This window comes from Burkholderia multivorans ATCC BAA-247, from assembly GCF_000959525.1.
GTDB lineage: Bacteria > Pseudomonadota > Gammaproteobacteria > Burkholderiales > Burkholderiaceae > Burkholderia > Burkholderia multivorans.
Genome location: NZ_CP009832.1, coordinates 554,542 through 580,234, shown reverse-complemented (window position 1 = coordinate 580,234; position 25,693 = coordinate 554,542). Strand labels below are relative to the sequence as shown.

At 67.3% G+C, this 25,693-nt stretch carries 24 protein-coding genes; 12 read left to right on the top strand and 12 right to left on the bottom strand.

Translation table 11 applies throughout. The annotated features are described in order from the left end of the window. Positions 1–167 precede the first annotated feature (167 nt). Positions 168–1,835: an energy-dependent translational throttle protein EttA gene (ettA, locus tag NP80_RS15135; protein WP_006400488.1), complete on the top strand. Its 1,668-nt coding sequence runs from the start codon at positions 168–170 to the stop codon at positions 1,833–1,835. A gap of 74 nt (positions 1,836–1,909) precedes the next feature. Here ettA and NP80_RS15130 read toward each other — a convergent pair whose 3' ends face one another. From NP80_RS15130 to NP80_RS15115, 4 genes are read right to left on the bottom strand one after another with little or no spacing between them, the layout of a single operon-like run. Next, positions 1,910–2,533: an HAD family hydrolase gene (locus NP80_RS15130; RefSeq protein ID WP_006412112.1), complete on the bottom strand. Its 624-nt coding sequence runs from the start codon at positions 2,531–2,533 to the stop codon at positions 1,910–1,912. Continuing rightward, positions 2,530–3,081 (bottom strand): isochorismatase family protein, encoded by a 552-nt coding sequence (locus NP80_RS15125; RefSeq protein WP_006412104.1) that lies wholly within the window; start codon positions 3,079–3,081, stop codon positions 2,530–2,532. Before NP80_RS15125 ends, NP80_RS15130 begins: the two co-directional genes overlap by 4 nt. A gap of 58 nt (positions 3,082–3,139) precedes the next feature. After that, entirely contained in the window at positions 3,140–4,954 is a 1,815-nt protein-coding gene (locus NP80_RS15120; protein ID WP_045593884.1) for an aminopeptidase P family protein, read from the bottom strand. Between the two features lie 18 nt (positions 4,955–4,972). Continuing rightward, a complete protein-coding gene (locus NP80_RS15115) occupies positions 4,973–5,227 on the bottom strand; it encodes a hypothetical protein (protein WP_006406928.1) in 255 nt (84 codons plus the stop codon). 168 nt (positions 5,228–5,395) lie between these two features. On the opposite strand from NP80_RS15115, the gene NP80_RS15110 reads away from it, so the two are divergent. From NP80_RS15110 to NP80_RS15080, 7 genes are all read left to right on the top strand, one after another. Beyond that, positions 5,396–6,157 carry a response regulator transcription factor gene (locus tag NP80_RS15110; protein WP_006406929.1) on the top strand — a complete coding sequence of 254 codons (762 nt, stop codon included), beginning with the start codon at positions 5,396–5,398 and terminating at the stop codon, positions 6,155–6,157. 26 nt (positions 6,158–6,183) lie between these two features. Next, a complete protein-coding gene (gene hemA / locus NP80_RS15105; protein WP_006406930.1) occupies positions 6,184–7,482 on the top strand; it encodes a glutamyl-tRNA reductase in 1,299 nt (432 codons plus the stop codon). A gap of 82 nt (positions 7,483–7,564) precedes the next feature. Further along, on the top strand, positions 7,565–8,647 hold the full coding sequence (gene prfA / locus NP80_RS15100) for a peptide chain release factor 1 (protein WP_006400499.1): 1,083 nt from the start codon (positions 7,565–7,567) through the stop codon (positions 8,645–8,647). Between the two features lie 10 nt (positions 8,648–8,657). Beyond that, positions 8,658–9,500 (top strand): peptide chain release factor N(5)-glutamine methyltransferase, encoded by an 843-nt coding sequence (gene prmC, locus NP80_RS15095; RefSeq protein ID WP_012214221.1) that lies wholly within the window; start codon positions 8,658–8,660, stop codon positions 9,498–9,500. Positions 9,501–9,567: 67 nt separating this feature from the next. After that, positions 9,568–9,879: a Grx4 family monothiol glutaredoxin gene (gene grxD, locus NP80_RS15090; protein ID WP_006400503.1), complete on the top strand. Its 312-nt coding sequence runs from the start codon at positions 9,568–9,570 to the stop codon at positions 9,877–9,879. 13 nt (positions 9,880–9,892) lie between these two features. Next, positions 9,893–10,489 (top strand): UbiX family flavin prenyltransferase, encoded by a 597-nt coding sequence (locus NP80_RS15085; protein ID WP_006400504.1) that lies wholly within the window; start codon positions 9,893–9,895, stop codon positions 10,487–10,489. Between the two features lie 218 nt (positions 10,490–10,707). Beyond that, positions 10,708–11,499 (top strand): DODA-type extradiol aromatic ring-opening family dioxygenase, encoded by a 792-nt coding sequence (locus tag NP80_RS15080; protein WP_006406932.1) that lies wholly within the window; start codon positions 10,708–10,710, stop codon positions 11,497–11,499. A gap of 144 nt (positions 11,500–11,643) precedes the next feature. On the opposite strand, the gene NP80_RS15075 is transcribed toward NP80_RS15080, so the two are convergent. Continuing rightward, positions 11,644–13,242, bottom strand: a complete 1,599-nt coding sequence (locus tag NP80_RS15075) for an APC family permease (RefSeq protein WP_006400506.1) — start codon at positions 13,240–13,242, stop codon at positions 11,644–11,646. 422 nt (positions 13,243–13,664) lie between these two features. Between NP80_RS15075 and NP80_RS15070 the strand changes: the two genes are divergently transcribed. After that, a complete protein-coding gene (locus NP80_RS15070; RefSeq protein ID WP_006400508.1) occupies positions 13,665–13,868 on the top strand; it encodes a cold-shock protein in 204 nt (67 codons plus the stop codon). A 111-nt stretch (positions 13,869–13,979) separates the two neighbouring features. On the opposite strand, the gene NP80_RS15065 is transcribed toward NP80_RS15070, so the two are convergent. The 3 genes from NP80_RS15065 to NP80_RS15055 all read right to left on the bottom strand — a co-directional run bounded on the left by NP80_RS15065 (position 13,980) and on the right by NP80_RS15055 (position 17,421). After that, positions 13,980–15,230 (bottom strand): Hsp70 family protein, encoded by a 1,251-nt coding sequence (locus NP80_RS15065; RefSeq protein ID WP_035948474.1) that lies wholly within the window; start codon positions 15,228–15,230, stop codon positions 13,980–13,982. Positions 15,231–15,386: 156 nt separating this feature from the next. Next, complete coding sequence (locus tag NP80_RS15060) at positions 15,387–15,992, bottom strand: nitroreductase family protein (RefSeq protein ID WP_006406934.1); 606 nt, start codon at positions 15,990–15,992, stop codon at positions 15,387–15,389. A gap of 145 nt (positions 15,993–16,137) precedes the next feature. Further along, complete coding sequence (locus tag NP80_RS15055; protein ID WP_006400511.1) at positions 16,138–17,421, bottom strand: MFS transporter; 1,284 nt, start codon at positions 17,419–17,421, stop codon at positions 16,138–16,140. Between the two features lie 212 nt (positions 17,422–17,633). On the opposite strand from NP80_RS15055, the gene NP80_RS15050 reads away from it, so the two are divergent. Continuing rightward, the gene (locus NP80_RS15050) at positions 17,634–18,254 is read left to right on the top strand and encodes a TetR/AcrR family transcriptional regulator (RefSeq protein ID WP_006411753.1); all 621 of its coding nucleotides are present in this window, start codon (positions 17,634–17,636) and stop codon (positions 18,252–18,254) included. A gap of 55 nt (positions 18,255–18,309) precedes the next feature. After that, positions 18,310–18,882, top strand: a complete 573-nt coding sequence (locus NP80_RS15045) for a DUF1415 domain-containing protein (protein ID WP_006406938.1) — start codon at positions 18,310–18,312, stop codon at positions 18,880–18,882. 50 nt (positions 18,883–18,932) lie between these two features. Here NP80_RS15045 and NP80_RS15040 read toward each other — a convergent pair whose 3' ends face one another. The 3 genes from NP80_RS15040 to NP80_RS15030 form a co-directional block, all read right to left on the bottom strand. After that, positions 18,933–19,823 (bottom strand): class I SAM-dependent methyltransferase, encoded by an 891-nt coding sequence (locus NP80_RS15040; protein WP_006406939.1) that lies wholly within the window; start codon positions 19,821–19,823, stop codon positions 18,933–18,935. An 89-nt stretch (positions 19,824–19,912) separates the two neighbouring features. Then, on the bottom strand, positions 19,913–21,046 hold the full coding sequence (locus tag NP80_RS15035; protein WP_006411752.1) for a methyltransferase: 1,134 nt from the start codon (positions 21,044–21,046) through the stop codon (positions 19,913–19,915). A 109-nt stretch (positions 21,047–21,155) separates the two neighbouring features. Continuing rightward, positions 21,156–21,653, bottom strand: a complete 498-nt coding sequence (locus NP80_RS15030; RefSeq protein WP_035948168.1) for an LEA/WHy family protein — start codon at positions 21,651–21,653, stop codon at positions 21,156–21,158. A gap of 643 nt (positions 21,654–22,296) precedes the next feature. Here NP80_RS15030 and NP80_RS15025 point away from each other — a divergent pair. Then, entirely contained in the window at positions 22,297–24,468 is a 2,172-nt protein-coding gene (locus NP80_RS15025) for a M1 family metallopeptidase (protein ID WP_006411754.1), read from the top strand. A gap of 126 nt (positions 24,469–24,594) precedes the next feature. On the opposite strand, the gene NP80_RS15020 is transcribed toward NP80_RS15025, so the two are convergent. Beyond that, complete coding sequence (locus NP80_RS15020; RefSeq protein WP_012467450.1) at positions 24,595–25,623, bottom strand: transporter; 1,029 nt, start codon at positions 25,621–25,623, stop codon at positions 24,595–24,597. Positions 25,624–25,693: the final 70 nt, after the last annotated feature.

Here is a 25,693-nt window from a genome sequence, read left to right as displayed (position 1 = left end):
CGGCCGAGCCGCGCCAGCGACAGCCGGCGGCGAAGTACAATAGCCGTTCGCGTCGCCGCACGCGGCACACCGCCGCGCATCGCGCGGCCGCTCCGTACCGAATCATCCGACGCCGCCACGCCAGCGCGCTGCGCGGCCGTCTCAACCACTTCTGACTTCACACCGAAATGGCCCAATACGTTTTCACGATGAACCGGGTCGGCAAGATCGTGCCGCCCAAGCGCCAGATTCTGAAGGACATCTCGCTGTCGTTCTTTCCGGGCGCGAAGATCGGCGTGCTCGGCCTGAACGGCTCGGGCAAGTCGACGCTGATCCGCATCATGGCGGGCGTCGACAAGGATATTGAAGGCGAAGCGACGCCGATGCCGAACCTGAACATCGGCTACCTGCCGCAAGAACCGCAGCTCGATCCGAGCAAGACGGTGCGCGAGGCGGTCGAGGAAGGTCTCGGCGATCTGTTCCAGGCGAACAAGAAGCTCGAGGAAATCTACGCCGCGTATGCGGAACCGGACGCCGACTTCGACGCGCTCGCGGCCGAGCAGGCGAAATACGAGGCGATCCTCGCGTCGAGCGACGGCGGCAGCCCCGAGCAGCAGCTCGAAGTGGCGGCCGACGCGCTGCGCCTGCCGCCGTGGGACGCGAAGATCGAGCACCTGTCGGGCGGCGAAAAGCGCCGCGTCGCGCTGTGCAAGCTGCTGCTCGAAAAGCCCGACATGCTGCTGCTCGACGAACCGACCAACCACCTCGATGCGGAATCGGTCGACTGGCTCGAGCAGTTCCTCGTGCGCTTCCCGGGCACGGTCGTCGCCGTCACGCACGATCGCTACTTCCTCGATAACGCAGCCGAGTGGATTCTCGAACTCGACCGCGGCCACGGCATTCCGTGGAAGGGCAACTACAGCAGCTGGCTCGACCAGAAGGAGGAACGCCTGAAGCAGGAAGAGGCGGCCGAATCCGCGCGCCAGAAGGCGATCAAGAAGGAACTGGAGTGGGTGCGCCAGAACCCGAAGGGCCGTCAGGCGAAGTCGAAGGCGCGTATCGCGCGCTTCGAGGAGCTGAACAGCCAGGAATACCAGAAGCGCAACGAAACGCAGGAAATCTTCATTCCGGTCGGCGATCGCCTCGGCAATGAAGTGATCGAATTCAAGAACGTCAGCAAGTCGTACGGCGATCGGCTGCTGATCGACAATCTGAGCTTCAAGATTCCGGCCGGCGCGATCGTCGGCATCATCGGTCCGAACGGCGCCGGCAAGTCGACGCTGTTCCGGATGATCACGGGCAAGGAGCAGCCGGATTCGGGCGAGATCGTGACGGGCCCGACCGTGAAGCTCGCGTACGTCGACCAGAGCCGCGATGCGCTCGACGGCTCGAAGACGGTGTTCGAGGAAATCTCGGGCGGCGCCGACGTGCTCACGGTGGGCAAGTACGAAACGCCGTCGCGCGCGTACATCGGCCGCTTCAACTTCAAGGGCGGCGACCAGCAGAAGATCGTCGGCAACCTGTCCGGCGGCGAGCGCGGCCGGCTGCACCTCGCGAAGACGCTGATCTCCGGCGGCAACGTGCTGCTGCTCGACGAGCCGTCGAACGACCTCGACGTCGAAACGCTGCGCGCACTCGAAGACGCGCTGCTCGAGTTCGCGGGCTCGGTGATGGTGATCTCGCACGATCGCTGGTTCCTCGACCGGATCGCGACGCACATCCTCGCGTTCGAAGGCGACTCGCAGGTCACGTTCTTCGACGGCAACTACCAGGAATACGAAGCCGACAAGCGCGCACGTCTCGGCGAGGAAGCGGCGAAGCCGAAGCGCATCCGCTACAAGCCGATCACGCGCTGATCCGCCGGCGGCCCCGCCGACGCACAAACCCCGCGCTGTCTGTCCGAAGCGCGGGGTTTTTTGTTGGCGGCGGCTTACGCGAGCGCGCCGAGTTCGCGCAGCCGCGCTTCGGTCGCGGCCGCGCTCGTGTGGTGAATGCCGTGCCAGCCGAGCGCGGTTGCGGCGGCCGCGTTCTTCGCGTTGTCGTCGATGAACACGAGTTCGTGCGGCGCGATGCCCGGCAGATGCGGATCGATCCGCGCATGCATCGCGCGGTAGATCGCCGGATCGGGTTTCACGAGCTTCACGTGGCCCGACACGACGATGTCCTTGAAGCGCCGCAGCACCGGGAAGTGCTCCCATGCATACGGAAACGTCTGCGCGGACCAGTTCGTGAGCCCGAACAGCGGCATGCCGCGCGCCTCGAGCCGCTCGACGAGCGCGACGCCTTCCGCGAGCACGCCGCCGATCATCTCGTGCCAGCGTGCGTAGAACGCGCGGATCAGCGCTTCGTGTTCGGGATACTGCGCGACGAGCTCGTTCGTGCCTTCTTCGATCGTCTGTCCGCCGTCCTGCCGCACGACCCACTCCATCGCGCAGACGTGCGTGAGAAACCAGCGGCGCTCGGCGTCGTCGGCAATCAGTTTCCGGTACAGATACTCGGGGCTCCAGTCGATCAGCACGCCGCCGAAATCGAACACCACCGCCTTGATCGTCATGCGAGCTCCGTTGCGAGCACGTCGGCCAGCGGGCGCGGCGTCACCGCGTTGCCCGACAGCGAACTGTTTTCCCAGATGAAGTGATGATGCGCGACGATCTGCTCCGCCGACAGGTGCGCGCGCGTATTCGTCGTATGCAGATCCGACACGACGGTCGTGCGGTAGCCGAGCAGCGCCGCGCGACGCGCGGCCGCATCGACGCAGAACTCGGTCGCGTAGCCGCAGATCAGCACCGACCGGACGCCGTGCCGGTCCAGCTGGGCGGCGAGCGGCGTGTCGTGAAACGCGTCGCTCATCCGCTTGCGGATGCGCCAGTCGCCGGCCTCGACGACGAGCCCGCGATGCAGCTCCCAGCCGGGCGTGCCGGGCACGATGTCGTCGGCCGCGTCGCCGTCGTGCTGCACGAAGCACACCGGCGCACGCGCGGCGCGCGCCGCCGCGGTCAGCCGGTTGATGCCCGACACGACGTCGTCGAGCCGGTACGCGGGCGTCGCGCGCTGCACGAGCCCGTGCTGCATGTCGACCACGATCACTGCGGTATCCGTCATCGTCGCTCCTCGCCGTCGTTATCGTCGGGCCGCCGCGCGGCCCGTGCCGTTCGCCGCGTCAGACCGGCTGCGTGCGCGCGTCGAGCCATGCTTTCGCGTCGCCGCTCACGTGCCGGCCGACGCGCTCGCGCACCGTCGCGTGATACGCGTTGAGCCACGCGCGCTCTTCCTCGTGCAGCATCTCGATCAGCACGCAGCGCGTGTCGATCGGGCACAGCGTCAGCGTCTCGAACGCGAGGAAATCGCCGAACTCGGTCTGCCCGGCCGCGCGATTCACGACCAGGTTCTCGATCCGCACGCCCCACTGGCCGGGGCGGTACACGCCCGGCTCGATCGACGTGATCATCCCTTCTTCCATCGCCGTGTACGGCTCGGCCGGCGCGTAGTGCGAAATCACCTGCGGACCTTCGTGCACGTTCAGGAAATAACCGACGCCGTGGCCGGTGCCGTGACCGTAGTCGAGACCGGCTGCCCACATCGGCGCGCGCGCGATCGCGTCGAGCATCGGCGAGCGGATGCCGCGCGGGAAACGCGCACGCGACAGCGCCATCATCGACTTCAGCACGATCGTGAAATCGCGCCGCTGCAGATCGCTGACGGTGCCGACCGGCACGACGCGCGTGATGTCGGTCGTGCCCGTCAGGTACTGGCCGCCCGAGTCGACGAGCAGCAGCCCGTCGCCGGCGATCGTCGCATGCGACGCAGGCGTCGCGCGGTAATGCGGCATCGCGCCGTTCGCGTTGAAACCGGCAATCGTCGCGAAACTCGGCGACACGTAGCCGGGGCGCCGCGCGCGCGCGGCCGTCAGCTGCTCGTCGATCGTCAACTCGGTAATCGTGTCGCGGTTCACGGCCTGCTCGAACCACGCGAAGAATTCGGCGAGCGCCGCGCCGTCGTGCTCCATCGTCACGCGCACATGCGCGATCTCGGCGGGCGTCTTGCGCGATTTCGCGAACGTCGACGGGTTCACGGCCTCGACCCGCTTCACGCCGGCCGGCACGGCTTCGAGCGTGCCGAACGTCACGCGGCGCGGGTCGACCAGCAACGTCGCGCCGTCCGGCAGCGCGGCGAGCGCCGCCCGCGCGTCGCCATACGGCCGCACGTCGACGCCGTCCTGCGCGAGCGACGCGGCCAGCGCCGGCGACACCTTGCCGTCGGCGACGAACAAGGTCGCGCGCTCGATGCCGATCATTGCGTGCGCAACGAATACCGGATTGAAGCTGACGTCGGCGCCGCGCAGGTTGAACAGCCACGCGAGATCGTCGAGCGTCGAGACGAAATGCCACTGCGCGCCCTGCGCCTGCATCGCGCGCCGCACGTCGGCGAGCTTGCTCGCGCGCGTCGTGTCGGCCTGCGGCGCGACGTGCTCGAACACCGGATCGGCGGGCAGCGCCGGCCGCTCGGGCCAGATCGCGTCGAGCAGGTCGAGATCGGTGCGCAGCGCGATCCCGCGCGCGCTGAGCGCCGCCGTCAGCGCGCGCGCCGCGGCGACGCCGAGCACCGCGCCGTCGACGCCGACCGTCGCACCGGCCGGCACGTTCTGCGCGAGCCAGTCGACGTGCGGTGCGCTCTGCTGGCCGCCCGTCATCTTCATCAGTTGCACGCCGGTGCCGGCGAGCTCGGCTTCGGCCTGCACCCAGTAGCGGCTGTCGACCCAGAGGCCCGCGAAATCGGCGGTCACGACGAGCGTGCCGACCGAGCCCGTGAAGCCGGACAACCAGCGGCGGGCCTGCCAGCGCTCGGGCAGATATTCGGACAGATGCGGATCGGCGGACGGTACGAGATACGCGGCCAGATCCTCGCGGACCATCGCGCCGCGCAGCAGCGCGAGCCGGGCCGGCACCGGCGAGACTTCGGGGAGACGGGCATTCATGATTTCACCTGAGAGCTTTCATCGACGGGCCGCGAGCGCGACCGTCACGGCGACGGCGACGAACGCGGCGCCGGTACAGACCGGCCATTCGAGCGTTTCGCCGTCGTAAAACAGTCCCGAGAGGTTGCCGAGCATGCGCGCGGCGGCGGCCGCCGCGATGCCGACGAGCACCGACGCCCACCACGCCGGCCGGCCCGCACGCCGCATCGGGTGCAGCCAGCGGCCGACGAGCCCGACGGCCGCCCCCAGGACAACAATCCCAAACCAGTTCATTCGACGCCTTCTATAAATTCAGATTCGTCCAATAGGCGTGAACGTTGCCAGCGGCTAGCATCGATCATCCATCGAACCCGGGACAGCCGGGCGCCGCGAACGTTCGAGTGTAGGGGCCCAGTCGACGTTATGGCAAGCGCGCACCGGCTGCCGCATTGAACACACATCATGCGAATCGCTCTGATCGATCCGGACGCGGACCACGCCGCGTTCCTGAATCGCCAGCTCTTCATCGGCGGTCACGTTTGCCACGCATTTTCCACCGCCGCGGCGTTCTTCGAATGGCTTGCAGGCGACACCTGCGACATGCTGATCGTCGCGGGCTGGGCCGGCGACAGCCCTGCCGAAGACATCATTCCGCGCGCGCAGGCGGTCCTGCCCGGGCTGCCCGCGATCGCCGTCTTCCATCTGTCACGCGAAAGCGAAATCGTCGCCTGCCTGCACGCGGGTGCCGACGACTGCCTCGTGCGCCCGGTCGGCGGGCCCGAGCTGCTGGCGCGCGTGACCGCGCTGAGCCGGCGCGCGGGCGTGCGCCGGCCGCCGGTGCGCTCGCGCGAAATGTATGGCGAATTCGCGTTCGATGCGACGCACTTGCTCGTCAGCTTCGGCCAGCACACCGTCGCGCTCACGCCGAAGGAGTTCCGCTTCGCGCGGCTTCTGCTCGCGAACCTGTCGCGGCCGGTGTCGCGCGCCCATATCCTCGAGACGGTGTGGGCGCGCCACCGCGACATGAAGTCGCGCACGCTCGACACGCACGCATCGCGGCTGCGCAGCAAGCTGCGGCTGCTGCCGGAACGCGGCTACCGGCTGCTGCCGCTGTACGGCTACGGCTATCAGCTCGATCGCGTGCCGATCGAGCCCCCAAATCGCCGCCCGCGCCTCGCGGACGCCCGCTACAGCGCAGGTGAGCAATCCGCCGAGACGCTATAATATGCGGCTAAACGATAGCCCTCGATATGCAACTCCTCACGATCGGAATCAACCACCACACTGCGCCAGTCGCCTTGCGCGAACGCGTGGCGTTTCCGCTCGAGCAGATCAAGCCGGCTCTCGTCACGTTCAAGAACGTCTTCCTCGGCCCGCAGGCGCCCAACGCGCCCGAAGCGGCGATCCTGTCCACCTGCAACCGCACCGAGCTCTACTGCGCAACCGACGATCGCGCGGCGCGCGACGCCGCGATCCGCTGGCTGTCCGACTATCACCGGATTCCGGTCGATGAACTGGCGCCGCACGTCTATGCGCTGCCGCAGTCCGAAGCGGTCCGGCACGCATTTCGCGTCGCCTCGGGCCTCGATTCGATGGTGCTCGGCGAAACGCAGATCCTCGGTCAGATGAAGGACGCGGTGCGTACCGCGTCCGAAGCCGGCGCGCTCGGCACCTACCTGAATCAGCTGTTCCAGCGCACGTTCGCGGTTGCGAAGGAAGTGCGCGGCACGACGGAGATCGGCGCGCAGTCGGTGTCGATGGCGGCCGCCGCGGTACGCCTCGCGCAGCGGATCTTCGAAAAGGTGTCGGATCAGCGCGTGCTGTTCATCGGCGCCGGCGAAATGATCGAGCTCTGCGCGACGCACTTCGCCGCACAAGGCCCGCGCGAGCTCGTCGTCGCGAACCGCACGGCCGAGCGCGGCCAGCGGCTCGCCGAACGCTTCAACGGCCGCGCGATGCCGCTGTCGGACCTGCCGGCGCGGATGCACGAATTCGACATCATCGTGTCGTGCACCGCGTCGACGCTGCCGATCATCGGTCTCGGCGCGGTCGAGCGCGCCGTGAAGGCGCGCCGTCACCGTCCGATCTTCATGGTCGATCTCGCCGTGCCGCGCGACATCGAGCCCGAAGTCGGCAAGCTGAAGGACGTGTTCCTGTACACCGTCGACGATCTCGGCGCGATCGTGCGCGAAGGCAACGCATCGCGTCAGGCGGCGGTCGCGCAGGCCGAAGCGATCATCGAGACGCGCGTGCAGAATTTCATGCAATGGCTCGATACGCGCAGCGTCGTGCCGGTGATCCGTCATATGCACACGCAGGCCGACGCGCTGCGCCGCCTGGAAGTCGAGAAGGCGCAGAAAATGCTCGCTCGCGGCGACGATCCGGCCGCCGTGCTCGAAGCGCTGTCGCAGGCGCTGACCAACAAGCTGATCCACGGCCCGACGAGTGCGCTCAACCGCGTGAACGGCGCCGATCGCGATTCGCTGATCGAGCTGATGCGCGGTTTCTATCAGCACGCGCCGCGCTCCAACGATCAGTCCGGCCACTAGCGCCGGCCGATCGCACTGCCGCCGGCCGTCGGCCGGCCTATCCTTTCCGAATACTCCTTGCCCGGGAGCGCCGCTCCACACCATGAAGACGAGCATGCAACGCAAGCTCGACCAGCTGTCCACCCGGCTGGCCGAACTGAACGATCTGCTGAGCCGCGAAAACGTCACGGCCGATCTCGACCAGTACCGCAAGCTCACGCGCGAACACGCGGAACTCGGTCCGGTCGTCGAGCAGTATGCGCTGTGGCGCCAGTCGCGCAGCGACGAGACGGCCGCGCAGGAATTGCTCGCCGATCCGTCGATGCGCGATTTCGCCGAGGAAGAAATCCGCAGCGCGCGCGAGCGGATGGCGCGGCTCGAGGTCGAGCTGCAGAAGATGCTGCTGCCGAAGGATCCGAACGACGATCGCAACATCTTCGTCGAAATCCGCGCGGGCACCGGCGGCGACGAATCGGCGCTGTTCGCCGGCGATCTGCTGCGCATGTACCTGCGCTTCGCGGAACGGCAGCGCTGGCAGGTCGAGATGATGTCGGAAAGTCCGTCCGACCTCGGCGGCTACAAGGAGGTGATCGTGCGGATCGCCGGCCAGGGCGCGTATTCGCGGCTGAAGTTCGAGTCGGGCGGCCATCGCGTGCAGCGCGTGCCGGCCACCGAAACGCAGGGGCGCATCCATACGTCCGCGTGCACGGTCGCCGTGATGCCGGAGGCGGACGAAATCGGCGAAGTCGAGATCAATCCGGCCGACTTGCGGATCGACACGTTCCGCGCCTCGGGCGCGGGCGGCCAGCACATCAACAAGACCGATTCCGCGGTGCGTGTCACGCACCTGCCGACCGGGATCGTCGTCGAGTGCCAGGACGACCGCTCGCAGCACAAGAACAAGGATCGCGCGCTGAAGGTGCTCGCCGCGCGCATCAAGGACAAGCAGTATCACGAGCAGCACGCGAAGGAAGCCGCGACGCGCAAGAGCCTGATCGGCTCCGGGGATCGTTCCGAGCGAATCCGCACGTACAACTTCCCGCAGGGCCGGATGACCGATCACCGGATCAACCTGACGCTCTACCGGCTCGAGGCGATCATGGACGGCGATCTCGACGAGCTGATCGGCGCGCTCGTCAGCGAGCATCAGGCCGAGCTGCTCGCGTCGCTCGGCGACGCCGACTGAGGCCGCGACGATGTCCGCACCGACCGCCGACGACCTGCTGCGCGCGACGCCGCTCGATGCGGTCGACGCGCGCGTGCTGCTCGCGCACGCGCTCGGCTGGACGCGCACGCAGCTGATCACGCGCGGCGATCGGCCGCTCGATGCAGAGGCAGTCGAACGCTATCGTGCGCTCGAAGCGCGCCGCGCGGCCGGCGAGCCCGTCGCGCAGCTCGTCGGGATGCGCGAGTTCTTCGGCCGCCCGTTCGACGTGACGCCCGACGTGCTGATCCCGCGCCCCGAAACCGAACTGCTCGTCGAAGCCGCGCTCGACGCGATCGACGGGCTCGCGCATCCGGCCGTGCTCGATCTCGGCACCGGCAGCGGCGCGATCGCGGTGTCGATCGCAGCCGAGCGGCCCGATGCGCGCGTATGGGCGCTCGACCGGTCGGCCGCCGCGCTCGCGGTCGCGCAGCGCAACGCCGACAAACTGCTCGATGCGCGCCGCCCCGGCGGCCCGCTGCAGTGGCTGCAGAGCGACTGGTACGCGGCACTCGATCCCGCGCTCGCCTTCGATGCGATCGTCAGCAATCCGCCGTATATCGCACAGCACGATCCGCATCTGTCGCAAGGCGACCTGCGCTTCGAGCCGCGCGGCGCGCTGACCGACGACGCCGACGGGCTGAGCGCGATTCGGACGATCGTCGCCGGCGCGCGTGCGCATCTGAAGCCGGGCGGCACGCTGTGGATCGAGCACGGCTACGACCAGGCGGAAGCGGTGCGCGCGCTGCTCGCATCGCACGGTTTCGACGCGGTCGAATCGCTCGCCGATCTCGCCGCAATCGAACGCACGACGGGCGGCCGCTTGCCCCGCTGACGCCCGGCCCGCCCGGTTGAAATCCGCTATCATTTCGATCTAACGCCCCGCAAACGCAAGGTCAGTCATGGACACCCAACAACGTATCAAGCAAATCGTCGACGAAAACCCGGTCGTGCTCTTCATGAAGGGCAACGCGCAATTCCCGATGTGCGGCTTTTCCGGCCGCGCGGTGCAGGTGCTGAAGGCCTGCGGCGTCGATCAGTTCAAGACGGTCAACGTGCTCGAGGACGAAGAGATCCGTCAGGGGATCAAGGAATTCTCGAACTGGCCGACCATCCCGCAGCTGTATGTCAAGGGCGAGTTCATCGGCGGCTCGGACATCATGATGGAGATGTACCAGTCGGGCGAGCTGCAGCAACTGTTCGCCGCCGCGTAACACCGCTTCCCCGATGGTCTCTCCCAGCGCGCCGCGTCGCCGGCTGATCGTCGCGATCACCGGCGCGACGGGCGCGATCTACGGCGTGCGGCTGCTCGATCTGCTGCGCGCCGCCGGCGGCGTCGAGACGCACCTGCTGATCTCGAACGCCGGCTGGCTCAATATCCAGCACGAACTGAAGCTGTCGAAGTCCGACGTCGAAAGCCGCGCGGACGTCGTCCATTCGGTGCGCGACGTCGGCGCGACGATCGCGTCCGGCTCGTTCGCGACGCACGGCATGGTGATCGCGCCGTGCTCGATGAAGACGCTCGCGAGCATCGCGCACGGGCTGTCCGACAACCTGATCACGCGCGCGGCCGACGTGACGCTGAAGGAACGTCGCCGCCTAGTGCTGATGGTGCGCGAAACGCCGTTCAATCTCGCGCATCTGCGCAACATGACGGCCGTCACCGAAATGGGCGGCATCGTGTTCCCGCCGCTGCCGGCGTTCTATGCAATGCCGAAGACGATCGACGAACTCGTCGACCAGACCGTCACGCGCGTGCTCGACCTGTTCGCGCCCGATACGCCGCTCACGACGCCGTGGGCCGGGCTCCGTCACGCGCAGTAGCGCGCCTCTCGCGGCGAAACCTCGCCGTTTCCGAGCCATCTTCGCCGATTTTCGCGCAAGTTCGGAGAAAGCCATCCGCTCATGGCGCGGATGGCCGCCGAGCCGATGCGCGGCTCGATTATCAACTCGAGAGATTCAATAAAATCCAGAACCGCTGTTTATCAATCTCTCGTGCGGATCTATAGTCGAACGCAACATCCCTTCAGCAGGCCACCGACATGAACCGCTTGCCTTCGCTTTACCTGTCGCATGGCGCGCCGACGCTGCCGATCGATCCGGCATTGCCGTCCGGCGCATTCACCGAACTCGGTGCCGAGCTGCCGCGCCCGCGCGCGGTGCTGATGCTGTCCGCGCACTGGGGCACGCAGCAACCCGTCGCGAGCATTGCCGCGCATCCGGACACGATTCACGACTTCTACGGCTTTCCGCGCGCGCTCTATGAAATCCGCTACCCGGCGCCCGGCGCGCCCGACGTCGCGCAGCATGCGGCCGACCTCCTGAATGCGGCGGGCATCGCGACCGCGACGCTCGAGCACGGCCTCGATCACGGTGCGTGGGTGCCGATGCTGCTGATGTTCCCGCACGCCGACGTGCCGGTCGCGCAGCTGTCGATCCAGCCGCGCGCGGACGCCGCGCATCACTTCGCGGTCGGCCGCGCGCTGCGGCCGCTGCGCGATGAGGACGTGATGGTGATCGGCTCGGGCCAGATCACGCACAATCTGCGCGCGGCGGATTTCGGCGCCTCGCCGGAGGACGCCGATCCGCGCGTCGCCGAATTCACCGACTGGTTCGAGACGAAGCTCGCCGAGCGCGACATCGACGCGCTGCTCGACTACCGCAGGCAGGCGCCGCACGCGGCGCTGATGCATCCGACCGACGAGCATCTGCTGCCGGTGTTCGCGGCGCTCGGCGCGGCCGACGACGACTACCGGCTCGGCATCCAGGCGCTCGGCACGTATCAGCGCGTGCTGGCCATGACGAACTACGTGTTCTCGAGCGCGACGGCCTGAGCGGCCGCGCGGGCCGCCGGCCCCGCTGCCCGCCCCCTGCCCCGGAACGCACAAAACAAAAGCCCGCCCGAGCATCGCTGCTCGGGCGGGCTTGCTTGCGCGCTCGGCCGCCGCCGATTCCGGCGGCAGAGCGGACTGCTTGCGTCAGGCGCCGATGCCTTCGAGGATCTCGTCGTGCGACTCGCGCTCGTCGAGATACTGCGTCCGGTAGCCGGTGTTCACGCCCCAGAAGTAGAACCCGAGCGAGATCACGGCGACGACCAGCATGTCCCAGCCGTACGGTAGATAGCCGTAACCGCCGAACTCCTTGCTGCCGATCAGCGACAGCACGGCCATCGTCGGCAGATACGCGACGAGCCACCATGCCGCCTTGAGGTCGGCACCCCAGCCGGTCCAGCCCGACTTGCCCTGGAAGTAGAAGTACACCGGCAGCGCGACGATCATCAGCAGGATGATTTCGCCGGTCAGCGGCCACTTCGCCCAGTACAGGATCAGCGACGCGCAGACGAATGCGAACGGCGCGATCAGCTTCATCGCCGGAATCGACAGCGGGCGCTCGATGTCGGTCGCCGCACGGCGCAGCGCCATGAGGCTGATCGGACCCGTCAGATACGAGATCACGGTCGCGACCGAGATCACTGCCGCGAGCGAGCTCCAGCCGCGGAAGAAGAACAGGAAGATGAACGACACGAGCAGGTTGAACCACATCGCCTGACGCGGTACGCCGTAGAGCGGATGCACGTTGCCGAACATCTTCGGCATCGTGTTGTTGCGCTCCATCGCGTAGATCATCCGCGTGGTCGTCGCCATGTACGTCGTGCCGGTACCGCTCGGGCTGATGAACGCGTCGACGTACAGCAGGATCGCGAGCCAGTTCAGGTTCAGCGCGATCGCGAGTTCCGCGAACGGCGACGAGAAGTTGAAGTGCTGCCAGCCCTTCGCGACGTCGGCCGGATTCACCGCGCCGATGTACGCCATCTGCAGCAGCACGTAGATCACGAGCGCGAGCAGAATCGACGCGATCACCGCGAACGGCACGCTGCGCGACGGGTTGCGCGCTTCACCGGCAAGGTTCACCGGGCTCTGGAAGCCGTTGAACGCGAACACGATGCCGCTCGTCGCCACCGCGGTCAGCACGGCGGACCAGCCGTACGGCGCGAAGCTCGCACCGGAGCTCGTGCCGAGGTTTTCCGAATGGAAGCTCGTCAGCATCAGGCCGAGGATCGTCAGGCCCGGGATCAGGAACTTGAAGATCGTGATGGCGGTGTTCGCCCGCGCGAAGGCCTTCACGCCCCAATAGTTCAGCAGGAAGTACACGACCACCAGCACGGCCGACAGCAGCAGGCCCGGCGTCGTCAGTTCCCCGTTGACGAAGAGCGCATGCGCCCAGGGATACGGCCACGTGCTCATGTACTGGATCGATGCCTCGGCCTCGATCGGAATCACCGACACGATCGCAATCCAGTTCGCCCATGCGCTGATGAAGCCCACCAGCGACCCATGCGAGTAGCGCGCGTAACGCACCATCCCGCCCGACTCGGGGAACATCGCGCCGAGCTCCGCGTACGTGAGCGCAATCGCGAGAATCACGACGGCGCCGATGATCCACGCGCAGATCGCCGCCGGACCGGCGATCTTGGCGGCTTTCCAGGCACCGAACAGCCAGCCCGAGCCGATAATCGAACCCAGCCCCGTCAGCATCAATGCAAACGGGCCGATGTTCCGTTGTATAGAACTCTTCACATCCTCTCCTGTGTCTCAAAAAGCATGGTCGGCCCGCAGTTCGGGATCGGCTCGAACTGCGCCGCGCACGCATTCTTGGGGGGACAGGTCACCCGATCGGGGCAACCTGGTCCGCGCGGCGCGTAGTTTAACGGTTGCACCTCCAAGTTGGCGCCAAAATCGATCGCCCCCTACAAAAAATCCGGCGTTTCTGCAATGTTTGTAAGCTTAAATATCCGCAATAACCCTGAGGACATGGAAATACGGTTGACCGCGCGCCCGATTAGCCGTATAACGGACTTCGCAGGATTTCAAGCGGCGAGTGAATTGGTCTTTCGTAGTTCGCCCATCAACGGTACTCCGGTTGGTCCCATTACCCCCTTCCTTGATTTTCCGCACCCCATGGGCTTCGGCCCCGTTTTATCTTTTTAGGAACAAGTAACATGGCAACCGGTACCGTCAAGTGGTTCAATGACGCAAAGGGCTTCGGCTTCATCACCCCGGAAGGCGGCGGCGACGATCTGTTCGCGCACTTCTCGGAAATCCGCGTCGAAGGTTTCAAGACGCTGCAAGAAAACCAGAAGGTCGAATTCGAAGTGAAGACGGGCCCGAAGGGTCTGCAAGCTGCGAACATCCGCCCGCTGTAATTGCTGCGCGAGATTTCGTGAAAAAAGCCCCGCTTCGGCGGGGCTTTTTATTTGTCGCGTCGGAGCGTGCCAGGCACGGCGCGCAGCGCGTGCGCACCGCGCGTCGGCCGGTCAGCCGAACAGTCGCTGCGCGTGAATGCCGAGGCCCGTCGCGACGCTGGCGAGGCGGTCGCCGAACACCGGCTGCGCGTCCGGAAACGCGGCCGCCAGCGCGCCGGACAGGAACGCCAAACCCGTCGAGCCGCCCGTGAAGTACAGCGCGCCGACGTCGCGCGGCGCGACGCCCGCCAGCCGCACCGTTTCGCGCGCGGCGTCGACGATCCGTGCAGTGTCCTCGCGGCTCGCATCGATCAGGCGCGCCGCGTCGAAGGCGATCTGCAGGTCCTCTTCGACATCGTTCAGGTCGATCATCGTCTCCCCGCCCGCGGCCACGCCGATCTTCGCCTCTTCCGCGCGCGCCATCAGCGCATGCCCGAGCCGCTGCTCGACCACGCGCACGAGCCGCTCGTGCTGCCGCGCGTCGCGGTACAGATGCTTCATCAGCTTCAGCTCGCCGAGCCGCTTCGGCGTATAGACCGTATTGATCAGATGCCAGGTCGCCAGATCGAAGTAGATCCGGTTCGGCAACTCGCGGCCTTCGGGATCGAGCGCGCGATAGCCGAACGCCGGCAGGATCGCCGACAGCTCGACGCGCCGGTCGTAGTCGGTGCCGGCGACGTGCACGCCGTGATGCGCGAGCACGTCGTCCTTGCGGTCGAGGCGCGTCATGCGGTCCGGGCCGACGCGCACCAGCGAGAAGTCGGACGTGCCGCCGCCGATGTCGGCGACGAGCACCAGCCGCTCCGCCTGCTGGCGCGACTCGTAGTCGAACGCGGCCGCGATCGGCTCGTACTGGAACCGCACGTCGGCGAATCCGACCGACTGCGCGGCCGCCTGCAGCTGGTTCTGCGCAAGGCGGTCGGCGCGCGGATCGTCGTCGACGAAGAACACCGGGCGGCCGAGCACCGCACGGCGGATCGGCGCGCCTGCGCACGCCTCGGCCTTCTGCTTCAGGTGTTGCAGGAAACGCGCGATCACGTCGGTATAGGCGATCGCGGTGCCGTCGCCGAGATCGGTCGTCGTCTCGGCGAGCGGCGAACCGAGGATGCTCTTCATCGAGCGCATCAGCCGGCCGTCGAAGCCGTCGATGTACGATGCGAGCGCCGCTCGGCCGTATTCGACCGTCTCCTCGTCGTTGTTGAAGAAAATCGCGGTGGGCAGCGTCAGATGGTCGCCCTCGACGGGCGCGAGCCGCATGCCGTCGCCGTGGGGCAGCGCCACGGCGGAATTGGACGTACCGAAATCGATCGCGCAGTAAGTCATGGGAAAGAGCCGCCGCATGGCCGGCGCGAAAACGGAAAGGACGGGCTTTTTAACATGAAGCCCGCGCGATCACAACGGGCGGGCGCGATCGGCGTATGGCCGTCGCGCCGGTCGCGCGGCGCCCGCGGCGCGCTCCGCCGCGGCGCGCGCAGGCCGTCACGCGGCCGCTTCGAAGCCCTTCTTCCACGCGCCCGCGTAGACGATCTCGCCGAGCGGATGGCGCGTGCGCGGCGCCTTCTCGCGATCGCGCAACACCGGATCGAGCTTGTCGACGTTGCCGTAGTGGCCGAGCGAGATGATCGCGGGAATCGCGACGTCGGCCGGGATCTCGAACGCCTCGCGGAACGCGTTCGCGTCGAAGCCGCTCATCTGATGTGCGGCGAGCCCGAGCGCGTGCGCCTGCAGCACGAGCGACATCGCAGCCGCGCCCGCGTCGTACAGCGCGGTCGGCGCGGGCTCGCCCTTCGGCGTCAGCGTATGCGCGGTGACGGCGATCAGGACCGGCGCCGGTGCGTTCCAGCCCTGATTGAACGGCACGAGCGTCGCGAACGCACGCTTGAACGCGGCTTCGTCCCGCGTGCGATCGAACACGATGAAGCGCCACGGCTGCGCGTTGTACGCGGACGGCGCCCAGCGCGCCGCCTCCAGCACCGCATGCAGGTCGGCGGCGCTGATCGGCGCGTCGGAATAGGCACGCGGGCTCCAGCGGCCCGCGATCAGTTCGTGAATCGAAACGGTAGTGGGAGCAGGTTTGACAGACATGCGGTTCCTCGCTGACATCGATGAAGGGGCGCGAACGCCTCGCCGAAACGCAAGCATAACCGCTTGCGGCGACACGCGCCCGATCGCGTCGGACAATGCAAATCGCCGCACCTGCAAAGGCGGCCGCACGCGGCGGCCGCGGTATTCAGGCCGCCTGCGCGGCCGCGCGCGACGGTCCGCGGTTGATCCGCAGCACGATCAGCGCGCCGATAATGCAGAGCCCGCCCGAGATCATCGACGCGATCGTGTAGGTGCCGAGGCTCGCCCGCAGCATCCCCGCGCCGAGCGCCGCGAACGCCGCGCCGAGCTGATGGCCGGCGACGATCCAGCCGAATACGACCGGCGCGGCCGCCTTGCCGAACACGTCGGTCGCGAGCCGCACGGTCGGCGGCACGGTGGCGATCCAGTCGAGCCCGTAGAACATCGCGAACAGCGGCAGCCCGAAGAAGTCGATGCCGAACGCATGCGGCAGATAGATCAGCGACAGCCCGCGCAGCCCGTAGTACCAGAACAGCAGCACGCGGTTGTCGTAGCGATCGGACAGCCAGCCCGACAGCGTCGTACCGAACAGGTCGAACACGCCCATCGCGGCGAGCAGCGACGCGCCCTGCACTTCCGTCATCCCGTAGTCGCTGCACATTGCGATCAGGTGCGTGCCGACGTAGCCGTTGGTGCTCGCGCCGCAGATGAAGAAGCTGAAGAACAGCAGCCAGAAATCGCGCGAGCGGCTCGCCGTGAGCAGCGTGCGGAACGCGACCGCGAGCGGATTCTCCTTCGTCGCGTCGGGCGCGGCCGGCGCATCGGCCGGCTCGCCGTATGGACGCAGGTTCACGTCCGCCGGCCGTTCGGGCAGCAGCAACGCGACGAGCGGAATCACGATCGCCGCCGCGAGCGCGACCACCAGCACGACCGGCCGCCAGCCGTGACGCTGCGCGATCGCCGCGAGCATCGGCAGGAACACGAGCTGGCCGGTGGCCGTGCTCGCGGTCAGAATCCCCATCACGAGGCCGCGGCGTGCGTGGAACCAGCGCGTGACGAACGTCGCGGACAGCGTCAGCGCGACGACGCCCGTCGAACAGCCGACCATCAGCCCCCAGATCAGCACCATCTGCCAGCTCTGCGTCATCATCGACGACAGCGCGACGCCCGCGCCCATCGTCGCGAGCGCCGTCAGGATCGTCGGGCGCAGGCCGAAGCGCTGCATTGCGGCAGCCGCGAACGGCCCCGTCAGCCCGTACAGCGCGATATTGACCGAGATCGCGAGCGAGATCGCCGCGCGGCTCCAGCCGAGCTCGCGCTCGAGCGGCACCATCAGCACGCTCGGCGTCGCGCGCGTGCCGGCCGCGGCCAGCAGGATCAGGAATACCACCGCCGCCGCGAGCCATCCGTAATGGAACCGCCCGCCGATTCGTGTCACTGCCCAGTTCATCTCGCGTTCTCCAGTCGGCCGGCACGCGCCCGCGCGCCGCCCATTTGACCGGGCCACCTCCGCCGCACACCGCATCGGCTGACCCGGGCCGATGCTTGGCATTTTTTCCATTGTCCGGACCGGCATTGTTACTGACCGGTCACAAGTGTGTTGCGATCGTAGTGACCAGTCGGTAACATGTCAAGCAATTCACCACGCAGTCGAGGGTCATCATGTCGGGCATCGAGGCCGCCAAGCCGCCAGCTCGCCGCACGCGCCGCGCGATCGCCGGCGCCACCGCACAGGAGCATCTGCTGCGCGCCGCGCAGGAACTGTTTTACCGGGAAGGCGTGCGCAGCGTCGGCGTCGAAGCGGTCGTCGAGCTCGCCGGCGTCAACAAGATGAGCCTGTATCGTCAGTTCTCGTCGAAGGACGACCTGATCCTCGCGTATCTCGCGCGCATGGATGCGTGCTTCTTCGAGCGCGTCGACGCGAGCCTCGCGAAGCATCCGGGCGACCCGAAGGCGCAGCTGATCCAGTATTTCGTCGATCTTGCCGAGCGCGCGACGCAGAAAGACTACCGCGGCTGCCCGTTCGTCAACGTCGCCGCCGAATTTCCGGACGCGTCGCATCCGGCGCGCGAGCGCGTCGCGCAGAACAAGGAACAGCTGATGAAGCGGCTGGTCGCGCTCTGCGAAGCGGCCGGCGCGCGCGATCCGAAGGCGCTCGCCGATTCGCTCGCGCTCGTCATCGAAGGGATCTATGCGGCAAGCCAGACGTACCGGCACGGCGAAACGCCGATCGGCATCGCACCGGCGCTCGTCACGCAGCTGATCGCGGCCGCCTGCGCGTAGCGGCCGCGCGCGCCCGCTACAATGCGGCCGTTGCCGCCCTTCCCGCCCGTTTCCGATGATCGACACCCGCCCCGAATCCACCGACAAAATCGTCGCCGCCACGCGTCACTGGCTCGCGCGGGCGGTGATCGGACTCAATCTGTGCCCGTTCGCGAAGAGCGTGTACGTGAAGGATCAGGTGCGCTATGCGGTCAGCGACGCGACCGCGCTCGACACGGCGCTCGCCGATCTCGAAGCCGAACTGCGGGCGCTGGAAGCGGCCGATCCGCGGCAGATCGACACGACGCTCGTGATCTATCCGCACGCGTTCGCGGATTTCGTCGACTACAACGACGCGCTGTTCTTCGCCGATCGCCTCGTGCAGCAGCTGAAACTCGACGGCGTGCTGCAGATCGCGAGCTTTCATCCGCAGTATCGGTTCGACGGCAGCGAACCGGACGACATCGAGAACTACACGAACCGCGCGCCGTATCCGATCCTGCATCTGCTGCGCGAGGACAGCATCGCGCGCGCGGTCGACGCGTTTCCGGACGCCGCCGCGATCTACGAGAAAAACCAGGAAACCCTGCGCCGCCTTGGCCACGACGGCTGGCGCGAGTGGATGAGCGGCACGGGCGACGACGTCTAGCGCCGCCGGCTCCGCCCGATTGGCGCGCACGCGCGCCGGGCGCGCAGGCGTCAGCCGGCGTGCTGTTCGACCGTTTCGCCGGCCGCCGCGTCGCGCTGCGGAACGAAAAAGCGCTCGCGCAGCTCGGCGAGCCCGAACATGTCGAGGATCTCGTTCAGCCGCTCGCTCGGGCGTCGGCGCGGCAGGTTCTTGTACTGCGCGATGATCAGCTCGTTCTTCATCGAATGTTCCCAGCCGACCAGCTCGGTCACGCTCACCTGATAGCCGTGCGCCTCGAGCTGCAGGCAGCGCAGCACGTTCGTGATCTGGCTGCCGAATTCGCGCGTATGCAGCGGATGACGCCACACTTCGGTCAGCGCGTTCGCGAGCGACTTGCCCTTGTGGCGGCGCAGCACGCCCGCGACTTCGGCCTGGCAGCACGGCACGAGCACGATGTGCCGTGCGCGCTTCGCGAGCGCGAAGCGGATCGCGTCGTCGGTCGCGGTGTCGCACGCGTGCAGCGCGGTGACGACGTCGACCGTATCGGGCAGCTTCGGCGACGTGATCGAATCGGCAACCGACAGGTTCAGAAACGACATGCCGCCGAACCCGAGCCGCGCGGCCAGTTCGGTCGAACGCGCGACGAGCTCCTCGCGCGTCTCGATCCCGTACACATGCGACGCGAACGCCGGCGTGCCGTGTCCCGGCTGCTGCTTGAAGAAGAGGTCGTACAGGATGAAGCCGAGATACGACTTGCCGGCGCCGTGATCGACGAGCGTCACCGCGCCGCGGTCGGCCTGCACGTTCGCGAGCAGCGGCTCGATGAACTGGAACAGGTGATACACCTGCTTCAGCTTGCGGCGGCTGTCCTGGTTCATCTTGCCGTCGCGGGTCAGGATATGCAGTTCCTTCAGCAGTTCGACGGACTGCTCCGGACGGATTTCGTAAGTCTTGTTGGACATCGTGAAGCGCGGCCGGGCCGCGGTCGGTCGACCACGGCCCGGCGGCGGGCAATCGTGAGGAATGGCGACAGTTTACCGAAAACGCGCGCTCAGGCTCGCGCGCCGAGCCGCCATAGCGACGTGAGCTCGGCACGGCGCGCCGCGTGCAGCGGATCGTCGGCGTCGGCGCTCTTCGGGTGCGCGGGGCGGATGTCGTCGCGGCCGAGCACGACGAGGCCGGCCGCGTCGATCCATTGCAGCAGCGTGTCGCGCGGCCGCAGCCCGAGATGCTCCGCGAAATCGGACAGGATCAACCAGCCTTCGCCACCCGGTTCGAGGTGCGCGGCGAGCCCCGCGAGAAACCCGCGCAGCATGCGGCTGTCGGGATCGTAGACCGCAAACTCGATCGGGGCGCTCGGCCGCGCGGGCACCCACGGCGGATTGCAGACGACGAGCGGCGCACGGCCCGGCGGAAACAGATCGGCTTCGACGACGTCGACGCGGCCTGCGTAACCGAGCCGTTCGAGGTTCTCGCGCGCGCAGGCCAGCGCACGCGGATCCTGATCGGTGGCGACGACGCGCTCGACGCCGCGCGACGCGAGCACCGCCGCGAGCACGCCGGTACCGGTGCCGATGTCGAAGGCAACCGACGTCGCGGGCAGCGGCGCGCGCGCGACGAGCGTCACGTATTCGCCGCGCACCGGCGAGAACACGCCGTAGTGCGGATGAATCGCCGCGCCGCCGAGCGCCGGAATCGGCACGCCTTTCTTGCGCCATTCGTGCGCGCCGACGAGCCCGAGCAGTTCGCGCAGCGACACCATCGACGGCGCGTCGCCCGGCCCGTACGCTTCCTCGCACGCGGCGCGCACGTCGGGCGCGCGGCGCAGCGGGATCGTATAGTCGGCGTCGAGCGGGATCAGCAGCATGCCGAGCGTACGTGCGCGCTGCGACTGCGCGAGCCGGTGCAGGTTGAATGCCTCGACGCCGGCGGCAGCCTTCGCCTTCTTCGGCTTGCGCTCGACGCGGCGCGCCATCGCCTGCACGAGTTGGCGCGCATTCTGGAAATCGCCCTGCCAGACGAGCGCGGTGCCCTCGCACGCGAGGCGATAGGCGGCGTCGGCAGTGAGGCGGTCGTCGGCGGGCACCGCGCGCTTCGGCGGCGGTACGCCGGCTTCGGAGCGCCAGCGCACGGCATGATCGACGCCGTCGGCGTCGGTCCAGTGGAAAACGGGGAAATCGGTCACGCGAGCTCGGCTACGGTTGGCTTCGGCGCGGCGGACATTCGCCGCGCGGACGACACCATACCGCGCTTTGCATCGTGCGGCAAAGCGGGCACGGCACGGTACAGGCGCGTCACGATGCGCCCCAGCCCGGCATCGCGGGCAGGCGCAGCGTGCCCGCGTCGCTGAAGTGCACCGTGCCGAGCACGCCGCCCGCGAGCCGGCCGCGCAGCGCATACGGCAGTTCGCCGTTCGCGGCGGCGCCGGGCAGGTTCCACGCCTGCCGCGCGGCCGCGAACGCGGATACCGACACCGGCACGTCGAGCACGGCCTCGCCGAAGCGCGGCACGACGCCCGAGCGATCGCTGACGCCGCTCGCGAACGGCGCGCCGTTCAGCTCGAGCGCGACCGCGATGCCGTCGTATTTGATCGGCGTGTCGTTCGGGTTCTGCACGCGCAGCTTCAGGCTGAAACGCATCTCGAGCCCTTGCCCGACGAGCGGATCGAGCCCGACCACCGACACGCTGAGGGGCTCGCGCGTGAGACTCGCGCAACCGTCGAGCACGAATGCCGCCGCGAACAGGAACAGCACGGCGCGCAGCGGCGCGAAACGGAACAGGGCTCGCAGCATGGACAGCCTCCTCGCGGCAGCGAATTCGTCGGATCGATCCGGCATTGTACCGACCGCACCCGCACGCGAGCGATTTCGTAGTTCCAGCGCACCGCCGGTTCCTTAACAGATTAAAACTACGGAATTCCACAAATAACCAAATCGTTAATTCATTCCATCCGCAATTCAATGAAGCGCAAAAACCGCAATAGGCTGACTTTCTAATTTTTTCATTTCCTTTACCCAAAACCATCAAGTATATTGACGCATCCTTCGAGCAGGCCGACAAACCTTCAAGCCGCATGACGGCGACATTGCGGAACGGCGACACCACGCCGTCCTTCCGTCCGGCGGCCTGGCCCGGCCCGCCCCGTGGGGCGTCGGTTCAAAGCAGGCGCGCGCCCGTGCACGGCGCGCCGCCTGTCGTGCGCGCGCATTCCATTCAGTACAACACGCGCCCGGCGATTTCGAACCGGCAAGTCAACCGATATCCGGAAACACAGAGGGGGCAGCAAACCATGATTACCTTTACGTAGTCGGCCGGCCGTCTTTTCGAATAAATCCGTCATTGGCTTTTTTCGCCGCTTATCCAGCGGCGGGGGATTGCTTTTGCCGGCGTTTTCGCAGCACTGAACGACTCTTTCTACAATCGAGGTTTTCAGTCATGTCGATTTCTATTCGCAAGGTGCGTTATCTGCCGCTCGTTGCCGCGCTCGCGCTCGCCGGGTGCGGCGGCGACGACGGCGGCCTAGGCTCCGCTTCCGCGCTCAGTTCGGCCGCCGCGCCGAACGCCGGCTCGTCGCCCGCCGCCGGCGGCCCGCAGACCAGCGCGTCCAACGTCGACAAGAGCGTCGCGCCCGTCGAGCTGCCGGACACCGTCGTGCCGATCAACTACCGCCTCTGGTTCCGTCCGAACGAGGCGCTCAACGCGTTCGACGGCCGCGCCGACGTCGAAATCAAGGTGCTGAAGCCCGTGAACAACATCGTGATCGCGGGCCACCGGATCAAGTTCACGAACGGCCGCATCACGCTGCAGCCGGGCAACATCCAGCTGATCGCGACGCCGCAGGACAAGGGCGACTTCTATCAGCTGCGCCCTGTCAGCGGCTCGATCTCGCCGGGCAACTATTCGCTGCACATGGAGTGGTCGGGCATCATCAACTTCAAGTCGTACGACGATCCGGTGAACAAGACCGGCGGCAGCTGCGGCGACGATCCGTATCCGGGCTGCTCGGCCGCCGAAGGGATCTTCCGCGTCGACCTGAAGGCGACCGACGGCACGACGAGCGGCGCGATTCTCACGCAGGGCGAAACCAACCTCGCGCGCCAGTGGTTCCCCGGCTGGGACGAGCCTGCGTTCCGCCCGACCTATGAAGTGACGGCCGAAGTGCCGCAGAACTGGCGCGTCGTGTCGAACGCGGCCGAGAAGCCGTCGACGAACGTCGGCGGCGGCTACAAGCTCGTGCAGTTCGAGAAGACGCCGCCGATGCCGTCGTACCTGCTGTTCTTCGGCGGCGGCCTGTTCGACACCTACGAGGACGACTTCACGAGCCCGCTGCCGGGCGGCAAGGGCGGCCTGCACCTGCGCGTGTTCACGCCGCCGGGCATGCGCGACTGGGCGAAGCCGGCGATGGACCGCACCAAGCAGGCGCTCGACTTCTACTATCGGTACACCGGCATTCCGCTGCCGCTCACGAAGTTCGACACGGTCGCCGCGAACGATGCGTTCAAGGAGCAGAAGGACCTGAACTTCGGCGGGATGGAGAACTGGGGCTCGATTCTCGAATTCGCGGACGACATCCTGCCGGAGCCGGGCCAGCCGATGTCGCAGTACGGCAACGAGGTGCTCACGCATGAAGTCGCGCACCAGTGGTTCGGCGATCTCGTGACGACCGACTGGTGGGACAACGTGTGGCTCAACGAGTCGTTCGCGACGTTCTTCGAAACGAAGACGACGATTCAGTTCTTCCCCGACGAGTTCAGCTGGCTCGATCAGGTGAAGAACAAGTACCGCGTGATCAATCGCGACATCGGGCCGAACGCGTTCCCGGTCGCACCGAACTTCAACGGCTGGGCGTCGAACGACTTCGTGCTGAGCGCGAGCGCGTTTACCTACGACAAGGGCGGCCACGTGCTGAAGACGCTCGAGAACTATCTGGGCGAGCAGACGCTGCGCAAGGGCCTGCAGCAGTACCTGACCGACTATTCGTTCGGCAACGGGACGCCGAAGCGTCTGTGGGACGCGCTGTCGAAGGCGAGCGGCCAGCCGGTCGGCCCGATCGGCGACAGCTACGTGCGGCAGACGGGCGTGCCGCTGGTCTCGCTCGACACGCAGTGCGACCTGACGAAGAACCAGACGATCGTCACGCTGAAACAGCAGCCGTTCCCGAACAAAAACGCGTATCCGGGCCTGCAATGGACGGTGCCGATCACGCTCGCGTACGGTCAGGGCCTGTCGAAGCGCACGACGCTCGCGCTGAAGGACACGCAGGCGCAAACGCGGCTCGACGGCTGCACGGGCGTGGTCGCCGATCCGAGCGGTCTCGACTACTACGTTGTGAACTACAGCGACGCGGCCTGGAGCGGCGTGCTCACGCAGGTCAACGGCTCGACCGATCCGGTGCTGCTCGCGAACCTGAAGAGCGAAGCCGCGCTGCTCGTCGCGAACAACCTCGCGCCGGCCTCGCGCTCGACGTCGATCGGTTCGGTCGCCTCGCCGGCCGCGATGAAGCTGCGTCAGACGCCGACGTTCGACGGCATCGCGCCGACGACGAAGGAACGTCCGGCACTGCGTTACCAGGGCGCGTTCAAGCCGCGCAAGGTGCTCACGCAGTAACGATGCACGGCCGGCCGACGCCGCTTGCGGCGCCGCGCCGGCCGGCGCATGCGCTTACCCGTACGACGGGCCTCGCGAGCGAGGCCCGTTTTCTTGCGGATGCGTCGCGCGGTGCCGCCGCGCCGCTCACCGATCGTTGCGCCGACGAAACGCCCACCATGCGGCGAGCGCGGTGAAGCCGGCGACGAACAGCACCATCAACCAGAACCCGTGCTTGTTCTCGGCGAACGGCACGCCGCCGACGTTCATCCCGAAGAAGCCCGCGACGATATTGATCGGTAGCGCGATCACGGTGACGAGCGTCAGCGTGAACAGCGTGCGGTTGTTCTGTTCGTCCAGACGCGAGCCGATCTCTTCCTGCAGCAGCTTGATGCGCTCGACGAGCCCCGCGAGATCGGCGAGCACGAGCGAGAACTCCTCGGTCGATTCGCGCAGCTCCTGCACGTCGTCCGCGTGCAGCCAGGCGGGCGGCCGCGCGAGCAGCCGGAAGATCGAGCCCGGTTCCGGCGCGAGCATGCGCTGCAGGCGCGTCAGTGTGCGCCGCATCGTGCCGAGCTCGATGCGGTTCGACGTGAGCCGCTGCGACAGGAAGCTGTCCTCGATCCGGTCGACGTCGACGCTCGTGCGCCGCATGATCTGGATCAGCAGGTCGGCCTGATCGCGCAGCAGATGCATCAGCAGCTCGGCCGGCGACCGGAAGCGCTCGCCGTCGCGCACGCACGCGCGCAGCGTGTCGACCGAACGCAGCGGCTTGAGCCGCGCGGTGACCATGATGCGCTGCTCGACGTGCACGAACAGCGTCGCGATCTCCGACGGCGTCAGCTCGAGGTTGAACATCACGTCGTTGACGATCGCGCGCAGCGCGCCGTCTTCCTGCTCGATACGCGTCGAACGCGAGCCTTCATGCAGAAATTCGAAGAAGCTGTCGGGCAGCCCGAGATGCGTGCGCATCCAGCGCTCGCTCGCGCCGTGCGCGAGATTGAAGTGCAGCCACACGAAATCGTCGGCGTCGGCTGCATCGCGCGCGCAGCACGTGCGCAGCCAGTCGGCCGCAGCCGATGCGTCGAGCGGCACGCCGGGCTCGCCGCGCATGAAGCGGAACCCGCATATCATGCCGGACGTGTCGGCGCCGTAAGTCTGTGCGATCAGGTCCATCGTGTCGAAGCGAGGGTGCGTCGAGCGCGCGTCGCGCGTCGCCGGCAGCGCACCGGGAAGGGAAACATGA

Bases quoted from the DNA above. Each gene is read 5' to 3' on its own strand.
- ettA (WP_006400488.1), top strand. From the start codon at position 168: ATGGCCCAATACGTTTTCACGATGAACCGGGTCGGCAAGATCGTGCCG.
- NP80_RS15130 (WP_006412112.1), bottom strand. From the start codon at position 2,533: ATGACGATCAAGGCGGTGGTGTTCGATTTCGGCGGCGTGCTGATCGAC.
- NP80_RS15125 (WP_006412104.1), bottom strand. From the start codon at position 3,081: ATGACGGATACCGCAGTGATCGTGGTCGACATGCAGCACGGGCTCGTG.
- NP80_RS15120 (WP_045593884.1), bottom strand. From the start codon at position 4,954: ATGAATGCCCGTCTCCCCGAAGTCTCGCCGGTGCCGGCCCGGCTCGCG.
- NP80_RS15115 (WP_006406928.1), bottom strand. From the start codon at position 5,227: ATGAACTGGTTTGGGATTGTTGTCCTGGGGGCGGCCGTCGGGCTCGTC.
- NP80_RS15110 (WP_006406929.1), top strand. From the start codon at position 5,396: ATGCGAATCGCTCTGATCGATCCGGACGCGGACCACGCCGCGTTCCTG.
- hemA (WP_006406930.1), top strand. From the start codon at position 6,184: ATGCAACTCCTCACGATCGGAATCAACCACCACACTGCGCCAGTCGCC.
- prfA (WP_006400499.1), top strand. From the start codon at position 7,565: ATGAAGACGAGCATGCAACGCAAGCTCGACCAGCTGTCCACCCGGCTG.
- prmC (WP_012214221.1), top strand. From the start codon at position 8,658: ATGTCCGCACCGACCGCCGACGACCTGCTGCGCGCGACGCCGCTCGAT.
- grxD (WP_006400503.1), top strand. From the start codon at position 9,568: ATGGACACCCAACAACGTATCAAGCAAATCGTCGACGAAAACCCGGTC.
- NP80_RS15085 (WP_006400504.1), top strand. From the start codon at position 9,893: ATGGTCTCTCCCAGCGCGCCGCGTCGCCGGCTGATCGTCGCGATCACC.
- NP80_RS15080 (WP_006406932.1), top strand. From the start codon at position 10,708: ATGAACCGCTTGCCTTCGCTTTACCTGTCGCATGGCGCGCCGACGCTG.
- NP80_RS15070 (WP_006400508.1), top strand. From the start codon at position 13,665: ATGGCAACCGGTACCGTCAAGTGGTTCAATGACGCAAAGGGCTTCGGC.
- NP80_RS15065 (WP_035948474.1), bottom strand. From the start codon at position 15,230: ATGACTTACTGCGCGATCGATTTCGGTACGTCCAATTCCGCCGTGGCG.
- NP80_RS15060 (WP_006406934.1), bottom strand. From the start codon at position 15,992: ATGTCTGTCAAACCTGCTCCCACTACCGTTTCGATTCACGAACTGATC.
- NP80_RS15055 (WP_006400511.1), bottom strand. From the start codon at position 17,421: ATGAACTGGGCAGTGACACGAATCGGCGGGCGGTTCCATTACGGATGG.
- NP80_RS15050 (WP_006411753.1), top strand. From the start codon at position 17,634: ATGTCGGGCATCGAGGCCGCCAAGCCGCCAGCTCGCCGCACGCGCCGC.
- NP80_RS15045 (WP_006406938.1), top strand. From the start codon at position 18,310: ATGATCGACACCCGCCCCGAATCCACCGACAAAATCGTCGCCGCCACG.
- NP80_RS15040 (WP_006406939.1), bottom strand. From the start codon at position 19,823: ATGTCCAACAAGACTTACGAAATCCGTCCGGAGCAGTCCGTCGAACTG.
- NP80_RS15030 (WP_035948168.1), bottom strand. From the start codon at position 21,653: ATGCTGCGAGCCCTGTTCCGTTTCGCGCCGCTGCGCGCCGTGCTGTTC.
- NP80_RS15025 (WP_006411754.1), top strand. From the start codon at position 22,297: ATGTCGATTTCTATTCGCAAGGTGCGTTATCTGCCGCTCGTTGCCGCG.
- NP80_RS15020 (WP_012467450.1), bottom strand. From the start codon at position 25,623: ATGGACCTGATCGCACAGACTTACGGCGCCGACACGTCCGGCATGATA.